15 protein-coding genes are annotated in these 17,034 nt (G+C 65.1%); 8 read left to right on the forward strand and 7 right to left on the reverse strand.

Translation table 11 applies throughout. From position 1 onward, the window contains the following. Nucleotides 1-85: 85 nt before the first annotated feature. Entirely contained in the window at nt 86-1,759 is a 1,674-nt protein-coding gene (locus tag C2L66_RS20760; protein WP_060603296.1) for an ATP-binding domain-containing protein, read from the forward strand. 31 nt (nt 1,760-1,790) lie between these two features. Here C2L66_RS20760 and C2L66_RS20765 read toward each other — a convergent pair whose 3' ends face one another. After that, nucleotides 1,791-2,738, reverse strand: a complete 948-nt coding sequence (locus C2L66_RS20765; RefSeq protein WP_060603294.1) for a phosphoribosyltransferase — start codon at nt 2,736-2,738, stop codon at nt 1,791-1,793. Nucleotides 2,739-2,937: 199 nt separating this feature from the next. Here C2L66_RS20765 and C2L66_RS20770 point away from each other — a divergent pair, with 199 nt between their 5' ends. Continuing rightward, nucleotides 2,938-3,474 (forward strand): putative pterin-binding protein, encoded by a 537-nt coding sequence (locus C2L66_RS20770; protein ID WP_054935188.1) that lies wholly within the window; start codon nt 2,938-2,940, stop codon nt 3,472-3,474. Then, nucleotides 3,444-5,297, forward strand: a complete 1,854-nt coding sequence (locus C2L66_RS20775) for an ATP-binding response regulator (RefSeq protein WP_176056927.1) — start codon at nt 3,444-3,446, stop codon at nt 5,295-5,297. The genes C2L66_RS20770 and C2L66_RS20775 overlap by 31 nt, the downstream gene beginning before the upstream one ends. A gap of 32 nt (nt 5,298-5,329) precedes the next feature. Here the strand turns inward: C2L66_RS20775 and C2L66_RS20780 are convergent, their stop codons facing one another. Next, a complete protein-coding gene (locus C2L66_RS20780; RefSeq protein WP_007588675.1) occupies nt 5,330-6,184 on the reverse strand; it encodes a helix-turn-helix domain-containing protein in 855 nt (284 codons plus the stop codon). 277 nt (nt 6,185-6,461) lie between these two features. Between C2L66_RS20780 and C2L66_RS40725 the strand changes: the two genes are divergently transcribed. Beyond that, nucleotides 6,462-6,599: a hypothetical protein gene (locus tag C2L66_RS40725; RefSeq protein WP_158512165.1), complete on the forward strand. Its 138-nt coding sequence runs from the start codon at nt 6,462-6,464 to the stop codon at nt 6,597-6,599. 53 nt (nt 6,600-6,652) lie between these two features. Then, nucleotides 6,653-7,993 (forward strand): NAD(P)/FAD-dependent oxidoreductase, encoded by a 1,341-nt coding sequence (locus tag C2L66_RS20785; protein WP_060603289.1) that lies wholly within the window; start codon nt 6,653-6,655, stop codon nt 7,991-7,993. Nucleotides 7,994-8,973: 980 nt separating this feature from the next. Here the strand turns inward: C2L66_RS20785 and C2L66_RS20795 are convergent. Both C2L66_RS20795 and C2L66_RS20800 read right to left on the reverse strand, forming a co-directional pair. Further along, entirely contained in the window at nt 8,974-10,218 is a 1,245-nt protein-coding gene (locus C2L66_RS20795) for an NAD(P)/FAD-dependent oxidoreductase (RefSeq protein WP_060603286.1), read from the reverse strand. Nucleotides 10,219-10,337: 119 nt separating this feature from the next. Next, nucleotides 10,338-11,117: an ABC transporter substrate-binding protein gene (locus C2L66_RS20800; RefSeq protein WP_054935196.1), complete on the reverse strand. Its 780-nt coding sequence runs from the start codon at nt 11,115-11,117 to the stop codon at nt 10,338-10,340. 332 nt (nt 11,118-11,449) lie between these two features. Between C2L66_RS20800 and C2L66_RS20805 the strand changes: the two genes are divergently transcribed. Genes C2L66_RS20805 through C2L66_RS20815 form a run of 3 tightly spaced genes read left to right on the forward strand, consistent with a single transcriptional unit; the run spans nt 11,450 to nt 13,406 of the window. Further along, nucleotides 11,450-12,415 (forward strand): ornithine cyclodeaminase family protein, encoded by a 966-nt coding sequence (locus C2L66_RS20805; RefSeq protein ID WP_098021654.1) that lies wholly within the window; start codon nt 11,450-11,452, stop codon nt 12,413-12,415. 55 nt (nt 12,416-12,470) lie between these two features. Beyond that, a complete protein-coding gene (locus tag C2L66_RS20810) occupies nt 12,471-13,148 on the forward strand; it encodes a helix-turn-helix transcriptional regulator (RefSeq protein ID WP_063787040.1) in 678 nt (225 codons plus the stop codon). 60 nt (nt 13,149-13,208) lie between these two features. Further along, entirely contained in the window at nt 13,209-13,406 is a 198-nt protein-coding gene (locus C2L66_RS20815; RefSeq protein WP_035996524.1) for a DUF1653 domain-containing protein, read from the forward strand. A gap of 10 nt (nt 13,407-13,416) precedes the next feature. On the opposite strand, the gene C2L66_RS20820 is transcribed toward C2L66_RS20815, so the two are convergent. From C2L66_RS20820 to C2L66_RS20830, 3 genes are all read right to left on the reverse strand, one after another. Beyond that, nucleotides 13,417-13,791, reverse strand: a complete 375-nt coding sequence (locus C2L66_RS20820; protein ID WP_054935197.1) for a 2Fe-2S iron-sulfur cluster-binding protein — start codon at nt 13,789-13,791, stop codon at nt 13,417-13,419. Between the two features lie 5 nt (nt 13,792-13,796). After that, nucleotides 13,797-14,933, reverse strand: coding sequence for a VIT1/CCC1 transporter family protein (locus tag C2L66_RS20825; RefSeq protein WP_054935198.1), 1,137 nt, complete (start codon nt 14,931-14,933; stop codon nt 13,797-13,799). Nucleotides 14,934-15,030: 97 nt separating this feature from the next. Next, nucleotides 15,031-16,980 carry a sigma-54-dependent Fis family transcriptional regulator gene (locus C2L66_RS20830; protein WP_060606823.1) on the reverse strand — a complete coding sequence of 650 codons (1,950 nt, stop codon included), beginning with the start codon at nt 16,978-16,980 and terminating at the stop codon, nt 15,031-15,033. Nucleotides 16,981-17,034 lie beyond the last annotated feature (54 nt).

The raw sequence follows: 17,034 nt of genomic DNA on the forward strand, positions 1-17,034 counted from the left end.
GAAGCGGCTTTTTTCTTCCGGCAGTGCCCAATGCCCCTACACGCGTTGCGTACAATGGGCCCACTCCATTTTTGACGAGGCGCGCATGGCCCGCATTGTCCCCGACGACTGGAAGAGTCTTGCCGCCACGGGCGCGGCCGCGCGCGAGCGCGAAACGCTGGCGCTGCTCGAAGAAGCGCTGCCGCGCGAGTACACGGTCTATCACGGCGTGCACTGGACGCGCTTGCACGAAGGCTTTTCGGTGTTCGGCGAGGCGGACTTCGTGATCGTCAGTCCGGCGGGGCGGGTGATGATCGTCGAGCAGAAAACGGGCTTCCTGCGCGAGACGCCGAAAGGGCTGGTCAAGGTCTACATGCAGACCGAGCGCAACGTGGCGATTGCGCTCGCGCGCACCATCGAAGGGCTGCACCGGCGCTTCACTGCGGCGTTCGGCGCAGGCACGTATTTCATCGAAGAACTGCTGTACTGCCCGGATCACATCGTCAGGGACGCGGCAATTTCAGGCGTGAACCCTGCGCGCATCGTCGACGCGACGCGCAAGGACAAGCTCGTCAGCATCATCCGCGACGCGCTGCCGGAGGACGAGGCGCGTCTGCCGTGCGCGTCGAAGATTCACCATTTCCTCGCCGACGAACTGGCGCTCGCGCCCGACGCGAGCGCGCTGGTCGGTCAGGCGGGCACGCTCGTCACGCGGCTCGCGGGCGGCCTCGCCACCTGGGCGCGGCGGCTCGAATTCGCGCCGTTCCGGCTGCGCGTGATCGGCACGGCGGGTTCGGGCAAGACGCAACTCGCGGTGCAGGTGATGAAAGACGCCGTCGCGCGCGGTGCGCGTCCGTTGTATGTGTGCTTCAACCGGCCGCTTGCGGATCACATTGCGCGCGTCGCGCCGCCCGAGGCGAAGGTCGCGAACTATCACCAGCTGTGCGACTGGATCGTGCGGGATAGCGGCCACGCGCCGGACTTTCAGAGCAGCGACGTGTTCGAGCAACTCGAAAGCGCGTTCGCCGGCACGCCGATCGACGCGCGCTTCCAGTACGACGTGCTGATCGTCGACGAAGGCCAGGACTTCCAGCAGCCATGGGTGCCCGCGCTCGAACGGCTCCTGAAGCCGGGCGGCGCATGGTGGTGGCTCGAAGACCCGCTGCAGAACCTGTATATGCGCGAGAGCGTCGCGCTGCCCGGCTGGACGGTGCTGCGCGAATCGACCAACTATCGCAGCCCGCGCGACATCCTCGACTATCTGCGCGGCGTGGTCGGCGCGACCGTGCCGCTGGCGGCGGGCCTCGCGGCGGGCAGTCCGTTCGACGGCTCCGATATCTCGCTGTCCACCTACGACGAAACCCAGCTGCCCGAAAGCTGCATCGACGCGACCAAGCGCGCGATCACCCAGGCGCTGGCGCTCGGCTTTCGCAAGCAGGACATCGCGGTGCTGTCGTTTCGCGGACGCGAAGGCTCGGTGCTGTGGCCGCTCGATCATCTCGGCCCGCACCGGCTGCGCAGCTTCACGGGCAAATACGATCTGTTCGGCAATCCCGCGTATCGGGAAGGCGACGTGCTGCTCGACTCGATCTACCGCTTCAAGGGGCAGTCGGCGCCGTGCGTGATCCTGAGCGAAGTGGATTTCGACGCGTTCGACGAGCGCAATGCGCGCAAGCTCTTCGTCGGCGCGACCCGCGCGACCATGAAGCTGATCGTCGTCGCGTCGCAGCGTGCGGCGCGGCATCTGCAACTCGGGGACACGAAGGAGCCGGCGGGCTGACGAAGCACGAGCGCGGCGCGCGTCGGCAAGCTCAGCGCCAGGCCGAGGCGCTGATCAGCGTGCCCGTGTGCTTGAGCGCGTCCCACCAGATCACGCGCAACAGTGGCGCGAGCTTCGCGATGAGGAGCGCCTGCACGGGGTCGCTTTCGATGAAATGCGTGACGCCGCAGCTCAACGCCGCGGCGGCCTTGTGCGCGGCGGCGCCTTCGGACGTTTCGTCATGCGCGTCGGGCGTGCGCATCACCAGTTCGAGATGACCGAAACCGTGCCGCTCGAGCCACGCGCGCGTGCGCGCCAGGTCGGCGTACGGCCGGCCCGTGATCACGGCGCGCACTTTCTGCAGATCGACATCGGGCAAGACCTCATAAGGCAACAGCGCGTCGCGCTCGTTCAAAGCGGCGGCGAGATCTTCGTCATATCGTGACAGCGGCACGTCGGGCAGCAGGATGCCGTCCAGATCGATTGCGTAGGTTGCGTATTCGTGGTCATCCGCCATTTTCTCCGCCGAACCGGACTCGACTTTCAGCCAGTCGTCGCGATAGTCGTCCGTATAGGCCTGGCGCTCCCACGGGAACAGCGCGAAGAAGCCCGTCGCGTCGTTTGCGAAGTCCGGGCGGATGCGGCTGATTTCGTCGAAGGCGGCCGTCAGCGTCTTCACGATCAGGCCGTGCTGCTCGAGAAAGGCGATGCAGTCGACCAGCGTGAAACCACGGCCCGCGATGTCCTCGCACAGCAGCACCTTCGAGCCGGGCGGCGGCAGCGGCTGGGCCGAGTCCCACGTGACGTGGCGCGCCCTGCGGTCATAGCTGAGAAACGCGACAGGCACGCCGATCGCATGCGAAGCCATCAACGCGAGCGGTGCGCCGCCCCGTAGAATGCCGACAGCGGCGGCGAAGCCCTCTTCGAGCAGTGCGGGCTGCAACGATTCGATCCAGTGGTCGAGCTGTTCGTAGGTCAACGGTAGAACCGGCTTTTTCATGACGGATGTTGCGCTTGTGGTGGGCCGGAAGAACGTGCGTCGGCGAAGCGGCTTTTTTGAGATGGAGCCGATATTATGCACGCCATGTAAAGATTCTGTGTCGGGGCAGGTCCTGCCGCGTTGTAGTTATCGTCCGATGACGTTGTCAGGCACAATGCGGTCACGGCTAACAACAAGACCACACTAGAGGGACCTGAAAGTGCACTACAAGACATGCGGAGGGCGGCGTGCGTTCGCGCTGATGTCCGCGCTGGTCACTGTCCTGGCGCTGGCGTTCGCTTCGTACGGAGCATCGGCCGCGCCGCTGACGACCACGCTGGCGCTCGACGTCAAAGGCAAGATTGCGAAGACCAACGACGACGATCACAGCGTTTTCCACTTTTCCGAAGCGCAGTTGCTCGCGCTGCCCGTGCATACCATTTCGACGTCGACGACATGGACGGCAAAATCCACCTTCACGGGACCGCTGCTCGCGGATATCCTCAAGACGGTGGGCGCATACGGCGATCAGATCGAAATCCATACGCTGGATGACTACACGTACACTGTTCCCGTGTCGGACACGAATCGCTACGGCGTGATCGTCGCGTACAGCATGAACGGCAAGCGCCTGCAGGTCAGCGACTTCGGGCCGCTGTTTCTCATCTATCCGCGCGACCAGTTTCCCGGCGAGCTGGCGGGGGCGTCGGCGGACGCGAAATTCGTATGGCAGATCAAGGCACTCATCGTCAAATAGGACGGCGCCCGCTGCGCCGTGTGGTGCTCGTCGTCATCTGGATCGCCGCGCTCGCGGCGCCGACTGCGGCGATCAGCTATCTGCTGTACTCAGCCCTTCTCAATCCGCGCGCAACCCAGCAGCTGACAGGCACTTACGACGGCTTCTATTGGGACGCGGCGCAACTCCAGATTGCCTACGCGCGGCTCGAAAGCCAGCTGCTGCAATACCAGACGGGCGCCGATAGCGACTATCAGCGGCTCATGCTGCATTTCCAGGTGCTGCAATCGAAGCTGCGCGTGATGGCGGGCTCGACGCAGCGCCTCGCCGCGCAGACGGAAGCCGTGCAGCGCCAGCAGGAAGAGATCGCGGGACTCTCGGAGATGCTGGTCGCGATGCAGCCTTCGCTCGACGCGCTGCCCAATTCGCCCGCGCTCGCGTCGCAGATGGTCGAAGAACTGCGCAAGCACTGGAAGGAAGTCAACGATCTCGCGCTGAGCCGCCGCAACGTCGACTTGCAGGACCGCGAGGCGATGAATTCGGATTTCATCGCGAAGCGCCGGATGCTGTTCGCGGGCGGGCTGGTGCTGCTGTTGCTGTCGGCGGCGGCGACTTCGCTGCTGGTGGTGAACGGCCGGCGCCGGACCAAGCTGATCCTCCAGCAGCACGCCGCGCTCGATGCCGAGCATCAGGCCAGCCGCGCCGCGCGCGAGGCGAGCCTCGCCAAGGACGCGTTCCTCGGCATGATCAGTCATGAGTTGCGCACGCCGCTGCATGCGATCGTCTCGTCGATCGAACTGCTCGGCTTCAACTTTCACTCCGACGCGGACCGCAAGGTGATCCAGCGGCTGGAGACGGCTGCGCGCCATCTCGAAGCGCAGATGAGGGATCTGACCGACTATGCGCGCCTGGGCGCCGGCAAGCTGGAATTGCGCAACGAGCATTTCGATCCGCGCGAACTGCTGACCTCGATCGTCGACGAGCACGAGCCGTTCGCGCGGGCCAAGGGTCTCGTGTTCGAAGGCAGCGCGAGCGGCCGGGCGGGACTCGTCGATTCCGATCCGCACCGCATCCGGCAGATCGTCAACAACCTCGTGACCAACGGCATTCGCTATACGGAGCGCGGCACCGTCACGCTGCATTTCGACCAGCGTGACGACGCGCTGGCCATCGTCGTCACCGACACGGGCGCGGGCGTGCCCGACAAGCAGATTCCGCTGATCTTCAAGGAGTTCACGCAGCTCGACGCATCGCGCACGCGCCGCTTCGAAGGCGCGGGGATGGGGCTCGCAATCGTACAGGGTCTGGTCGATCTGTTCGGCGGGACCATCGGTGTCGAAAGCGAAGTGGGCAAGGGCACACGCTTCACGGTGACGATCCCCGTGAAGCCGGTCGCCGCGCCCGCCGGTGCGTCCGTCGCGGCGCATCCGGCGCACGGCGAAGGGCGTCCGCGGGTGCTGATCGTCGACGACAACCAGCTGATTCGCGAGTCGCTGTGCGAAATGCTCGCACACATGGGATGCGATGCGGCCGCCGTCGCCAATGCCGACGACGCGCATGCATGGCTCGCCGCGCGGCAATGCGATCTGGTGTTGCTCGATCTGCACATGCCCGACAAGGACGGCTACGCGTTCATGACCGAATATGCGCAGAAGGCGCAAAGGCCGGGCGGGGCGGCGCGCACGCCCGTGATCGCCGTGAGCGCGTACGCGCCCGAGAGCGGAGCGCGCACGGAGGGAGATGAGTTTTTCGACAGCCTGACCAAGCCCGTCCACTACGAGGTGCTGCGCGACGCCGTGCAGCGGGCGCTGGCGGCGCGGCACCGCGCGTCCGTCGCGGGCTGACTGGCGAGCCCGCGCGTGCGTGAGGCGGCGACTTAAGCGCGGCTCAGACGCTTGGACAGATCGGCGACGAGAATCGCCATGCGTGCGGGCTTCTCGTAACAGGCCACGTCGTAGTTGCGCACGATATCGCTGATTTCCGACTCGCTCGCCTTGCCCGTCAGCAGTTCGCCCGTCAGCACGAAGATGGGTGCATCTGGATTCTCCGACGCGCGCACGGCGCGGATCGCTTCCGCCGACGTCTGCGGGCCGAACAGCCAGTCGATCACCACGCCGTCGAACACCTGCGTCTGCAGCGTTTCGGCGAATGCCGCGAGCCCGTAGATCGCGATAGCCGCGAAGCCGCTGCGTTCGAGATAGTCGCGCAGATTGTCGGCGGACGCCTGATCATCGTCGACGACGGCGATCAGCGGCTTGTCGGTTTCGGCGCGGCGCGGATAGATCTCGATCTTGTGGACTTCATAGGCGTTCTGATACAGCGCGCCGTCGTGCCGCACGACACGCCACTGGTCGAGCTTCGACCACGCGATGAATTCCGGCCGGCTGCCTGCTTCGATCGGCGCGCCGATCCACGCGGTGCACGCCAGCTCGATTCCGCCGATCGCGAACACCGCCTCCTGCGCGGTGGCGCCGACCATGCCGGGATCGAGCGATTGCGCGCCGAACAGCTGCGCCGCCGGCTCACCAAATACCTCGGCGACCTTCTTGATCTGCGAGAGCGTCCACGGGCTGTTGCCGCGCAGCTTGCGGTGGCCCTGCGAGAAACTCAAATCGAGGATCCGGCAAAGCTCGCTGGTTTGCTGACGCTTGCCGATGCCGTGACGGCTCATCAACTCGCGCACGCGTTCGGCGACGGCGAGCGAGTCGGTTGAGGTGGCTTCGTTGGACATGCGCGGAGTGTGTGTCGGTATAAATAGTTGTATATGACGCGGTGTCGTGACGGCGGCGCGGTGCCGCGCGACACGCCGGCTGAGCGTGCTGCCCTCGCAGGACCGCAACTGTACCGCAAGACTTCGGGCGCGCCTGGTGTCGCGCCTTATCCGCATTGCTCGAGCTTTTTTCGATGAACCTGCCGATTCTAATGAGTTCGACCGCCTCACGCGAATGAGGCGGTGTTCGCGCTATGCGAAGACTGTCTATTTTAGCGGTGAAGTATATGCAGATCGCATGAAATTAATCGGTAAGACTTTGGATTTTGCCTGGTTTTTGCGTCGAGTCATCAACCGTGTTGGGATTGACGCGGGCGCGGCGGTTCGCGTGATGACGGCTTTTCTGGCTGGGATTGCGGCGCGCGGGCGGGCCTGAGAAGATGCTGTCCCTCGACACGGCCTTGGCGCCCTATCTTTCTCGCATTCCCGATGACGACCACCTATCCGCTGCACGCCAATCTGAGCCCGGCTGACACGCCGTTTCCCGATCAAGCCGACGTCGTGATTGCGGGCGCGGGCATCATGGGGTGCGCGGCGGCGTACTACCTGGCGCGCCGGGGCGTGAAGGCGGTGGTGCTGGACAAGTCGCGCATCGCGGGGCAGCAATCGACGCGCGCGTGGGGTTTCGTGCGCCAGCAGGGCCGCGAGGCCGCCGAAGTGCCGTTGATGATGGCGGGCATGCGGATCTGGGAGCAGCTCGAACGGGAGCTGGATTTCGATCTCGAATGGCGGCAGGGCGGATGTCTGTACGTGGCGGACAAGGAGGAAGACTGGACTTCGTTCCAGCAGTGGATGGATGTCGCGAAGCAGTACGGACTGGATACGCGGGTGCTCGACCGCGCGCAGATCGACCAGCAGGTGCGGGGCATGCAGGGCAAGGTGCTGGGCGGGCTGTATACGCCGAGCGACGGCCAGGCCGAGCCGCGCCGCGCGGCGGCGGCTTTCGCGGCACGGGCGATCGAAGCGGGTGCGCGGTTTTTCGAGGGTTGTGGCGTGATCGGGATAGAACGGGGCGCGGGCGCCGTGACGGGGGTCATTACCGAGCGCGGCACGATCCGCACGCGGCAGGTGATTTGCGCTGCGGGCGCGAGTAGCTGGCGGTTGCTCGATACGCTGGGTATTGTTTTGCCGCAGCAAGCCGTGCGTGGGACGTGCATGCGGACGAATCCGTTGCCGGCGATTACTGCTTCCACATTCTGGGGGCATGGGCTCGGGATTCGGCAGCGTGCGAATGGCGCGATCAATCTCGCTGACGATATGCAGGTCGATGTCGATATGACGTTTGGGCATTTTCGGGCGCTCAAGTGGTTCTTGCCCGAGCTTTGGGCGCAGCGCGAGAAGTTCAGCTTTCATCTGAATGGCGCGTTCGTGCGTGATTTGCGCGAGCGTGTGCCGGGGTTTTTGTCTGCTGACGAGCGGGTGTTGCATCCGCGCGATCCGAATCCGCAGCCGAATCGTGCGCATGCGCCGCGGGCTTTGCGGAAGCTGCGTGAGTTGTTTCCGGCTTTGAAGGATGCGCAGGTGGTTGAGTCGTGGGCTGGGTTGATCGATGTGTTGCCGGATGGGATTCCGGTGCTCGATGCTGCTTCTCAGGCGCAGGGCCTGTTGGTCGCTACCGGGTTTTGTGGGCATGGCTTCGCCATGGGGCCCATTGTTGGGCGGCTTATGGCTGAGTGGATCGTTGATGGGCAGCCTTCTATTGATCTTTCTGCGTTTCGGTTGCAGAGGTTTTTTGATGGGACGATGCAGAGGCCTCGGAGTATGTTGTGATTTTTTTTGTTGTCTGCCGGTGGTTGGAGGGGGTTTTGCGCTGGCGTCCGCGATTTGACTCTGCGCTGGCATCCGCGAATTGTTAGCTCGCTTCAGGCGTTGCCCCTGTGCGGGGCGGCACCTACTTTTCTTTGCCGCCGCAAAGAAAAGTAGGCAAAAGAAAGCGGCTCACACCGCCAGCGCTAATTCTTGCCTGAGGGCCCCCAAAGGTTCTTACGCTTCACACGGCAATCACATCATTCTTGCTCGCTGCCAACGCTCTTGCGGTGCGCCTCACCCGCTTCACGCTCCCGCGTCACGGCACGCCTTGCCGGGCAGTCCACGGCCGCCCAGGTGGCAAACTGTGTGTAGGCTTTCGCGCCATACGCGCCTCACTCCGGACCGATAGCGCACGCACCCCACCCGGTAAGAACGCCACCCTATACGACGCGACAACCTACACACAGTTTGCCACCTGGGCGGCACATACCATTCGCTGCCGCTTGACCGGGTACGGGTATTTGAAGAAGGTGAGGCGTTCATTCGGAGCGTTGGCAACGGGCACTCACCAGGGCACTAGCGTGTGAAGGATGGGGACGTTGGGGGCCCGTGGGCAAAGGTCAAGAATTGGCGGTGTGAGCCGCTTTCTTTTGCCTACTTTTCTTTGCGGCGGCAAAGAAAAGTAGGTGCCGCCCCGCACAGGGGCGACGCCTGAAGCGCGCTAACGAATCGCGGATGCCAGCGCAAAGGCCGAAAACACCGAACGGCGACGCGTGACGCACGCTAACAAATGGCCGCCCGGCGACCCCCGAACCGCAAACCCAGACCGCGAACGCCAGCGCAAAGGCCAAAACCCAAAAACCCAAAACCCAAAAACCCAAAAACCCAAAAACCCAAAAACCCAAAAACCCAAAAACCCAAAAACCCAAAAACCCAAAAACCCAAAAACCCAAAAACCCAAAAACCCAAAACCCAAAAACCCCGCCGCGCCCAGCGGCCCCTCACCCAAACCGTTCCACCCGAAACGGCCTCGGATCCGCAAACGGCGTCTCGCCAGTCATCATCTCAGCGAGCAGCCGCCCAGTAACAGGCCCGAGCGTCAGCCCATGATGGTTATGCCCGAACGCGAACCACAGCCCGCGATGACGCGGCGCCCGTCCAATCACAGGCCGCATGTCCGGTGTGCACGGCCGCATCCCGAGCCACGGCTTCTCGTCGACGCGCTCGCCCAGCCCGAACGTCGCGCGCGCGAGCGGCTCGACGCGTTCGAGCTGAATGCCCGTCGGCGGCGCGCCGCGCTCCGCGATCTCGACGCCCGTCGTCAGCCGCAGGCGATTGCCTTCCATCGGCGCGATCACATAGCCGCGTTCCGTATCGACGATGGGCACGGACAGCATCTGCCGCGACGGCCGATAGTGCATGTGATAGCCGCGCTTCGCGCGCAGCGGAATGCGATAGCCGAGCGGCTCGAACACGGTATCGGACCACGGCCCGAGCGCGAGCACGACTTCTTTCGCGCCGAGCGTGCCGTGTTGTGTCTCGACCGTCCAGGCATCGCCCGATGAACGCAAGGTCGCCGCGTCGCCGTTGACGAACGTGCCGCCGTTCGCTTCGAACAACCGCGCATAGCCCTTCACCAGTGCGCCCGGATTCAGCACACTTTTCGGGTCCTTCCAGTGAATCGCGCCGCAAATGCCTTCGCCCACGGAAGGCTCCTGCGCACGCAGCGCCGCGGCGTCGAGCACGCTCACATGCAGGCCATGCTCGCGGATCGCGTTCTCCGATGCGCTCGCTTCGCTGTCGAACGCGGCCCGCGTGCGGAAGGCCTCGATCCAGCCGCCGTCGTGCACCAGCCGGCCAACACCCGCGCGCGCAATCAGCTTGTCGTGCTCGTCGACGCAGGCGCCTATCAACGGCATCAGGTCGCGCGCGGCAGCCGCGAGCCGCTGCGGCGACGATTCCCACCAGAAGCGCGCCAGCCACCCCGCGTAAGCGGGCAGCGCCTTGTAGTCCCAGTAGAGATCGGTCGACTGGTTGCGCATATAGCGCAGCAGCGTGCCGAGCTTGCGCGGAAAGCCGTACGGCACGAGCGACGAGCGCTCGATCAGCCCCGCATTGCCGAAGCTCGTCTCCTCGCCGGGTGCGCGCCGGTCGACCAGCGCGACGCGCCGTCCGCGATCCTGCAGATGCAGCGCCGACGACACGCCGACGATACCCGCGCCCAGCACGATGACGTCGAAATCCATAACGATTGAAATGAGGTTGTGTGAGGCGTCAGAAGCGCAACGAGCGCGTGTCGCCACGCGCTCGCGCATTGAATCGACCGGGCCGCTTTCGATGCTGCCCGCTTCGGCTCAGCAGCGTATCACTTCGCGATGATGTCGCGCTTGAAGTACTTCTGCGACAGCGCTGTCAGCGTGCCGTCCTTCTTCAGTTCGGCGAGCGCGGCATCGACTTTCGCCTGCAGTGCCTTGTCGCCCTTGCGAAGCCCGAAGCCCGTGCCTTCGCCGAGTGTAGCCGGGTCTTTCAGCGGCTCCCCGACCATGTCGAAGCCCGCGCCCGCCGGCTTGCTCAGGAAACCGTCGTGGGCTGTCTGCGCTTCCTGCACGGCGGCGTCCAGACGTCCCGCGGCGAGGTCCGCGTACACCTGATCCTGGTCCTGATACGACACGATCTGCACGCCCGCATTCGCCCAGTGCTTCTTCAGGAAGTCTTCCTGCGACGAGCCTTGCAGCACGCCGACGCGCTTGCCTTGCAGCGTCTTCACGTCCGGCAGCAGATTGGAGCCGCGCTTCGCGATCATCACGATGGGCACCACATAAATGGGCGGCGTGAACGCGATGCTTTCCTTGCGCTTGGCCGTGATGTTCATCGCCGAGTTGATCACGTCGAACTTGCGCGCCTGCAATGCCGGAATCAGCCCGTCGAATGCGTTCTCGACCCACACGCATTTCACCTTCATCTTCGCGCAGACCGCGTTGCCGACCTCCACATCGAAGCCTTCGAGCTGGCCTGACGCGGTCTTGCTTTCGAACGGAGGATAGGCGGCTTCGATGCCGAAGCGCAATGTGTCGGACGATTGCGCACAGGCGGCGCCCGCCGTCATGGCAAGGACGGCGGCGGCGAAGGAGAGCTTCAGGTTCATGACGGTTCCTGTCGTTGATGATCGGACCACGCGACGAGCGGCGGTACAGTTGAAATATAGACTGAAAGTCCAGTATGGACTATAGGGAATACGATAGTCCAGTGATCAAAAATACCGTTCTGGTTGCTTCGAAGCCTTTTAAACAAACGGCGAGGGCGGCGAGAGGCATAGCGATGCGGAGCGCCTCGCGCTCGCTGCACGAGTTCAAAACGAGACTTTTTTGTCCAAATCTACGCAGTCTCAAGTAGACTATAAGTCTACATTCCGGTCGAACGCCGACCGGAAAGGAATTGCAATTGACGCATCACGCGCAGACTGAGGAGAAGATTTCGATGATGACCGCCTTGCCGCTCGCCGTTGACGAACAGGCCGTTCGTGCCGCGCTGCCCGCGCTCGACGTGCGCCGCGCGCTGACCGCGATGTTTCGCGCGCTCGCTTCCGCCGAGGCGGTGCAGCCGCCGCAAACGCTGACGCTGTTCCCGAACGGCGCCGGCGACTTCATTACGTATCTCGGCGTGCTCGCCGACGCGAAGGTGTTCGGCGCAAAGCTGTCGCCGTACATCGTGACGGGCGGCAAGCCGGTGATCACGGCCTGGACCGCGCTGATGTCGATGGAAACCGGCCAGCCGCTGATGTGGTGCGACGCCGGTCTGCTCACCACCGAGCGCACGGCGGGCACCACGGCGCTCGCCGTCGACCAGCTTGCGCGCGCCGATGCGAAGCGGCTTGCGATCATCGGTGCGGGCGCGGTCGGGCTCGCGCATCTGCGGCATGTCGCGCCGCTGCGGGCATGGGAATCGATCCGAGTGTATTCGCCCGATCTCGCGGCCAGCGACGCGAAGCGCGCCGCCGTCCAGGCCGCCGATGCGCGCGCCGAAGCCAGCGCGAATGTCGAAGCGTGCGTGAAGGACGCGGACGTCGTGATGCTGTGCACGTCGTCGGGCACGCCCGTGCTGCCGCGCGACGCGCTGACGAAGCCCGCGCTCGTCACGTCGATCAGCACGAATGCCGTAAACGCGCACGAAATCGATCCGGCGTGGCTGCCGGAGATGGACGTCTACTGCGACTATCGCGCGACGACGCCCGCGAGCGCGGGTGAGATGAAGCTCGCCGCACAGCACGGCTGGTCGCCGCAGAAAGTGAAGGGCGATCTGCCGTCGCTGCTGGCGGGCACATGCGAGAAGCCCGCGTACGCGCGGCACGCGTTCTTCCGCTCGATCGGCCTCGGCCTCGAAGACGTCGCGATCGCCAGCGAGCTCTACCGTCATCTGACGGATCGTGGAGACCAGACACAATAGCTACAATGGCGATCAGCCGCCGCTGCGGGGCGAGCGTCACAACCGCAGCGGCATCATGAATACCCGCGAAGACTGCCCCTGCCCGCCGATGCGCAAGAAGAATACGTCCCCCGTCAAGGATTTGCTGCTGACCCGCTATGCGCCCATCGCGGACGGCATCGCCGCGCTGTTCTTCCCGTATGCGGAAGTCGTGATCCACGACCTGCACGATCAGACCGTGCTGTATCTCGCGAACAATCTGTCGAAACGGGAAATCGGCGACGATTCCGCACTTGAAGAAACGGAGCATTCGGCGCGCGAGCGCGTGATCGGCCCGTACGAGAAGCTCAACTGGGACGGCCGCCGGATGCGCTGCGTGAGCAACGTGCTGTTCGACGACAGCGGCCAGCCGGCGGGCATGCTGTGCATCAATTTCAACATCGCCGTGTTCGACGACGTGCGCTCGACGCTCGATCTGTTCATCAAGGGCGCGGGTGTCGTCGCGCAGCCGGAAGAACTGTTCCGCGACGACTGGCAGGAGCGTATCAACACGTTTCTGCATGGATGGCTGCGAGAGCGGCAGATCGGTCTGAACGGGCTCACGCGCGAGCACCGGCGCGAACTCGTCGAAGCGCTCTACGCGGAAGGCGCGTTTCGCGGCAAAAGTTCGGCGAACTATGTCGCGAACGTGCTTGGCATGGGGCGTGCAACAGTCTATAAGCACCTGAAGCAGATGAAAGAGGGCGCGAGCTGACGCGGGCGGCGACGTGCCGCGCGCTGCTTTGTCCAATCATGCATCTGTGAGGAAACGACTGTGACCGTACGCTATCGACACTACAAGGGCGGCATTTACGAGTTCATCTGCGAGGCGACCCTCGAATCGGACCCGAGCGTCACGATGATCGTCTATCGCGCCGACAACGGCACCATCTGGACGCGGCCAGCGCAGGTATTCTTCGAGATGATCGAGCACGACGGGCAGACCGTGCCGCGCTTCGCACCCATCAACTAGCGCTGATCCACTAGAAGCGCCTGACGGGCGGCGTAGCGGGCGCGGAGGGGATATCGGCGGCGTCGGGCGCGTCTAACACCAGATCGCTTTGCGCGACGGCCACGCACGGCAGGATATAGCCCTGCGCCTTTTCTTCGGCGCTGACGCCGGGCCATTCGACCGTGTAGCGCACGCTGCCCGATTCCAGCCTGCACAGGCAGGTCCGGCATGTGCCGTTGCGGCACATGCGCGGCAGATGCAGATTCGCGAAACCCGCGGCTTCGAGAACGGAGAGCGATTCGGGCGCATCGAACGTGCGGCCGAGCGGCTCGACGCGCACCGTGAAGGTCCGTTCCTCATTCGATTCATGCAGCGGCGCGCTGCCGGACGGTTCTTCGCTGGACATCGCGTTCACGAGATGGATACGCCCAGCAGGCGCCCGACGCCGAACGTGAAGGCGGCCGCGATCAATCCGATCACGATCTGACGGAAGGCGGAGAACGCGGCGCCGCGTCCGTTGAAGAGCGACGTGAAGACGCCGACAGCGGCGAGCCCTAACGCGCTCAACGCGACGCACTGCGCGATGGCCGGCGTGCCGTGCGTCCACAGAAAGGGCATCGCCGGAAAAATCGCGCCCAGCGAGAACAGACAGAACGACACGCCCGCCGCCGTCCACGGATTGCCGCCCAGTTCCGCCGGATCGAGGCCGAGTTCCTCGCGCGTCAGCGTGTCGAGCGCATTCTGCTTGTCGCGCATGACCTGCGCGGCGACGCGCTTCGCTTCGTCGGCGTCGATTCCCTTCGACTGGAAGATCAGCGCCAGTTCGTGCTGCTCGGCCTCGGGCGTGTGCTCGATTTCGTCGGCCTCTTTGGCGATCTGCGTGCGCGCGAGTTCGCGCGCATTCGTCACCGACAACCATTCGCCGAGCGCCATCGAGCACGCGCCGGCAATCAGCCCGGCCAGCGCCGTCAGCAGGATCGCCTTGTTGCCCGAGCCCGCGCCCGCGACGCCCATGATCAGACAGAAATTCGACACCAGGCCGTCGTTCGCGCCGAGCACGGCGGCGCGCAGATCGTTGCCCGACGTCACGTTCCTGTGCCACGACTCGGCGGCCGCGATCTGCGCACCTTTCGACGGCAGCGCTTGTTGACCTTTGACGTCGGCGACCATCTGTTGCATGACGGCGGCGTGGTGCTGCTCGTCCTTCGATAGCTGCGCGGCGTCGGGCTGGTTCGCGTACTTGTCGCGGTCCGCATATTCGGCGGCGGCAAGCGACGGCAAGACGAATTTCGGCCCCAGCGTGTGAATCAGGCCGCGCATCAGATGCGTCTTGATGCTGTAGCGGTGCGGCGGCACGCGCGCGCCGTTCGCGTGCAGCTTGTTCGCCCAGAGGTTCGCGTGCACGCGCTCCGCGCTCGCGAGCTGCGCGAACAGCGTGCGGCGCTGCGGATCTTTTTCGACGCGCGACAGCGTTTCGTACAGCGCGGCGCTGTCGAGTTCGTCGGCGAGGTTCATGCGATAACGTTTGAGTTCGTGCCGTGAGGCCATCCGTCGATGCGCGACCGGAGTCGGGATTCGTGGGGTCAGGACGAAGCTTAACGCAGCGCGGGGCGGCGCGCTGCGTGCAGGAGAGCGCAATGGGTGTTCAGTGCGACGTGCGGATGCGCATGTAGCGGTAGACCGTGTTGCGCGCGAGGCCGAGCTCGCGCGCGGCCGCCGAGATGTTGCCGTCGTTGCGCGCGAGCGCCTGTTCGATCAGCGTCGCCTGCAACTCTTCCATGCTCGCGGGCCGCGACGGCGCGGACGGCTCGACGGCGGCAGGCAGCGCGCGCAACGGCTCGTCGCTTGCTGGCTCGCAGTCGTGGAGGAAATCGTCGGGCAGATGCTCGACGTCGATTTCTGCGGCGCCTTCGGCCATGATGCCCGCCGTGCGCAGCACGTTGGCCAGCTGGCGCAGATTCCCCGGCCAGCGGCATCGCGCGAAGCACGCGAGCACTTCCGCCGACACACGCGTGGGCATGCGCTCGCTGTCGGGCTCGTCGTTGCGCAGCCGCGCCAGAATCCGCTCGACCAGCACGGGGAGATCTGTCCGCTCGGCGAGCGCGGGCAGGGTGACGACGAGGCCGTTGATCCGGTAATACAGGTCTTCGCGGAACGTGCCTTCCTCGATCATCGCGCGCAGGTTGCGGTGCGTCGCGCAGACGATGCGCACATCGACGGGCACGGCACGCGTGCCGCCGAGCGGCACCACGCAGCGCTCCTGCAGCACGCGCATCAGACGCACCTGCTGGGCGAGCGGCATGTCGCCGATTTCGTCGAGAAACAGCGTGCCGCCGTCGGCCTGCACGATCTTGCCGGCGTTGCCGCGCTTTCGTGCGCCCGTGAAGGCGCCGTCCTCATAGCCGAACAGTTCCGCTTCGATCAGCGTATCCGGCAGCGACGCGCAATTGACGGCGACGAACGGCGCGGCGCGGCGCGGCGATTCTTCATGCATCGCGCGCGCGAGCCATTCCTTGCCGGTGCCCGTCTTGCCGAGCACGAGCAGCGCGATGTCGCGGCCGCGTACTTTCTCGACGCGGCTCAGGACGGCAGCCATGCGTGCGTCGCCTGTGTCGAGCGTGGCGAAGGTGATGGCGGCTGCGCGCGGCTTGCCCGGCGTCGGCGCGACGGATGAAGAGGTGGCCGTGCGCGGGCCGGATGAGTCGGCGGAAAACGCGGGGCGTGCCGCATACTCGGCGCGCGCCAGTACGCGCACGCCGCTTGGCAGCATCAGCGTCAGGCATTCTCCCGGCGCGCGCAGCGCCTGCTGGAGCGCGGCTGGGAAGGCCGAGCCGAACAGCATCTCGAAGGGTTGGCCGAGCAGCGTGTCGAGCGGGCGGCCGAACTGGAACAGCGCGCTGCGGTTCGCGGCGAGCAGCGCGCCGTCGGCGCCGAACGCGGCCAGCCCTTCGAACAGCGTGCCGATGAACTCGCTGCGCGCATGAAAACGCACGCGCACGGCATCGCCGAACTGGTTTGCGAACAGCTGGTTTTCGATGATCTGCGCCGACATGCGCACCAGCGCCAGCGTGTGCTTGTTGAAGCCGCGCGGGTCGCCGCTCACGTCGAGCGCGCCGATGGTGCGGCCGTATGGATCGGCGATCGGCGCGCACGAGCAGGTCAGGATGTGATTGGCCTGCAGAAAATGTTCGCCGCCGTGCACGACGGTTGGCTGGCCTTCGGCGAGCGCGGTGCCGACGGCATTCGTGCCGCGATGCGCCTCGGCCCACGACACGCCCGGACGCAGCGCGACGCGCTCCGCTTTCTCGACGAAATCGCTGTCGCCGAGACTGTGCAGGATCACGCCGTTGCTGTCGGTGAGGAGCACCATGCTGTCGGTATCGACGATTTGCGCATGCAGTGTTTCCATCACAGGCAAGGCGTGCGCATACAGCGAGCGGTTGCAGTCGACGAGATCGCGCAGCGCGAGCGGCCGCAGCGGATGGAAGTCGGGCGCCTCGGACGCGCGCAGGCCGAATTCGCGCGAGCGCGCATGCGCCTGTGCGAGCACATCGGCGCGGCCCGTGACGGACGGCGTGACGGAACGTTGGGTCACTGCATGTCTCCGATGTTGTGCATTCTGCGTGCTGCCGCGCAGGGAAAGCGAGCG

The organism is Paraburkholderia caribensis, from assembly GCF_002902945.1.
In the GTDB taxonomy this organism is placed as follows: Bacteria; Pseudomonadota; Gammaproteobacteria; order Burkholderiales; family Burkholderiaceae; genus Paraburkholderia; species Paraburkholderia caribensis.

Bases quoted from the DNA above. Each gene is read 5' to 3' on its own strand.
- C2L66_RS20780 (WP_007588675.1), bottom strand. From the start codon at position 6,184: ATGTCCAACGAAGCCACCTCAACCGACTCGCTCGCCGTCGCCGAACGC.
- C2L66_RS20825 (WP_054935198.1), bottom strand. From the start codon at position 14,933: ATGGCCTCACGGCACGAACTCAAACGTTATCGCATGAACCTCGCCGAC.
- C2L66_RS20820 (WP_054935197.1), bottom strand. From the start codon at position 13,791: ATGTCCAGCGAAGAACCGTCCGGCAGCGCGCCGCTGCATGAATCGAAT.
- C2L66_RS20805 (WP_098021654.1), top strand. From the start codon at position 11,450: ATGATGACCGCCTTGCCGCTCGCCGTTGACGAACAGGCCGTTCGTGCC.
- C2L66_RS20785 (WP_060603289.1), top strand. From the start codon at position 6,653: ATGACGACCACCTATCCGCTGCACGCCAATCTGAGCCCGGCTGACACG.
- C2L66_RS20810 (WP_063787040.1), top strand. From the start codon at position 12,471: ATGAATACCCGCGAAGACTGCCCCTGCCCGCCGATGCGCAAGAAGAAT.
- C2L66_RS40725 (WP_158512165.1), top strand. From the start codon at position 6,462: ATGAAATTAATCGGTAAGACTTTGGATTTTGCCTGGTTTTTGCGTCGA.
- C2L66_RS20760 (WP_060603296.1), top strand. From the start codon at position 86: ATGGCCCGCATTGTCCCCGACGACTGGAAGAGTCTTGCCGCCACGGGC.
- C2L66_RS20765 (WP_060603294.1), bottom strand. From the start codon at position 2,738: ATGAAAAAGCCGGTTCTACCGTTGACCTACGAACAGCTCGACCACTGG.
- C2L66_RS20775 (WP_176056927.1), top strand. From the start codon at position 3,444: ATGGCAGATCAAGGCACTCATCGTCAAATAGGACGGCGCCCGCTGCGC.
- C2L66_RS20800 (WP_054935196.1), bottom strand. From the start codon at position 11,117: ATGAACCTGAAGCTCTCCTTCGCCGCCGCCGTCCTTGCCATGACGGCG.
- C2L66_RS20795 (WP_060603286.1), bottom strand. From the start codon at position 10,218: ATGGATTTCGACGTCATCGTGCTGGGCGCGGGTATCGTCGGCGTGTCG.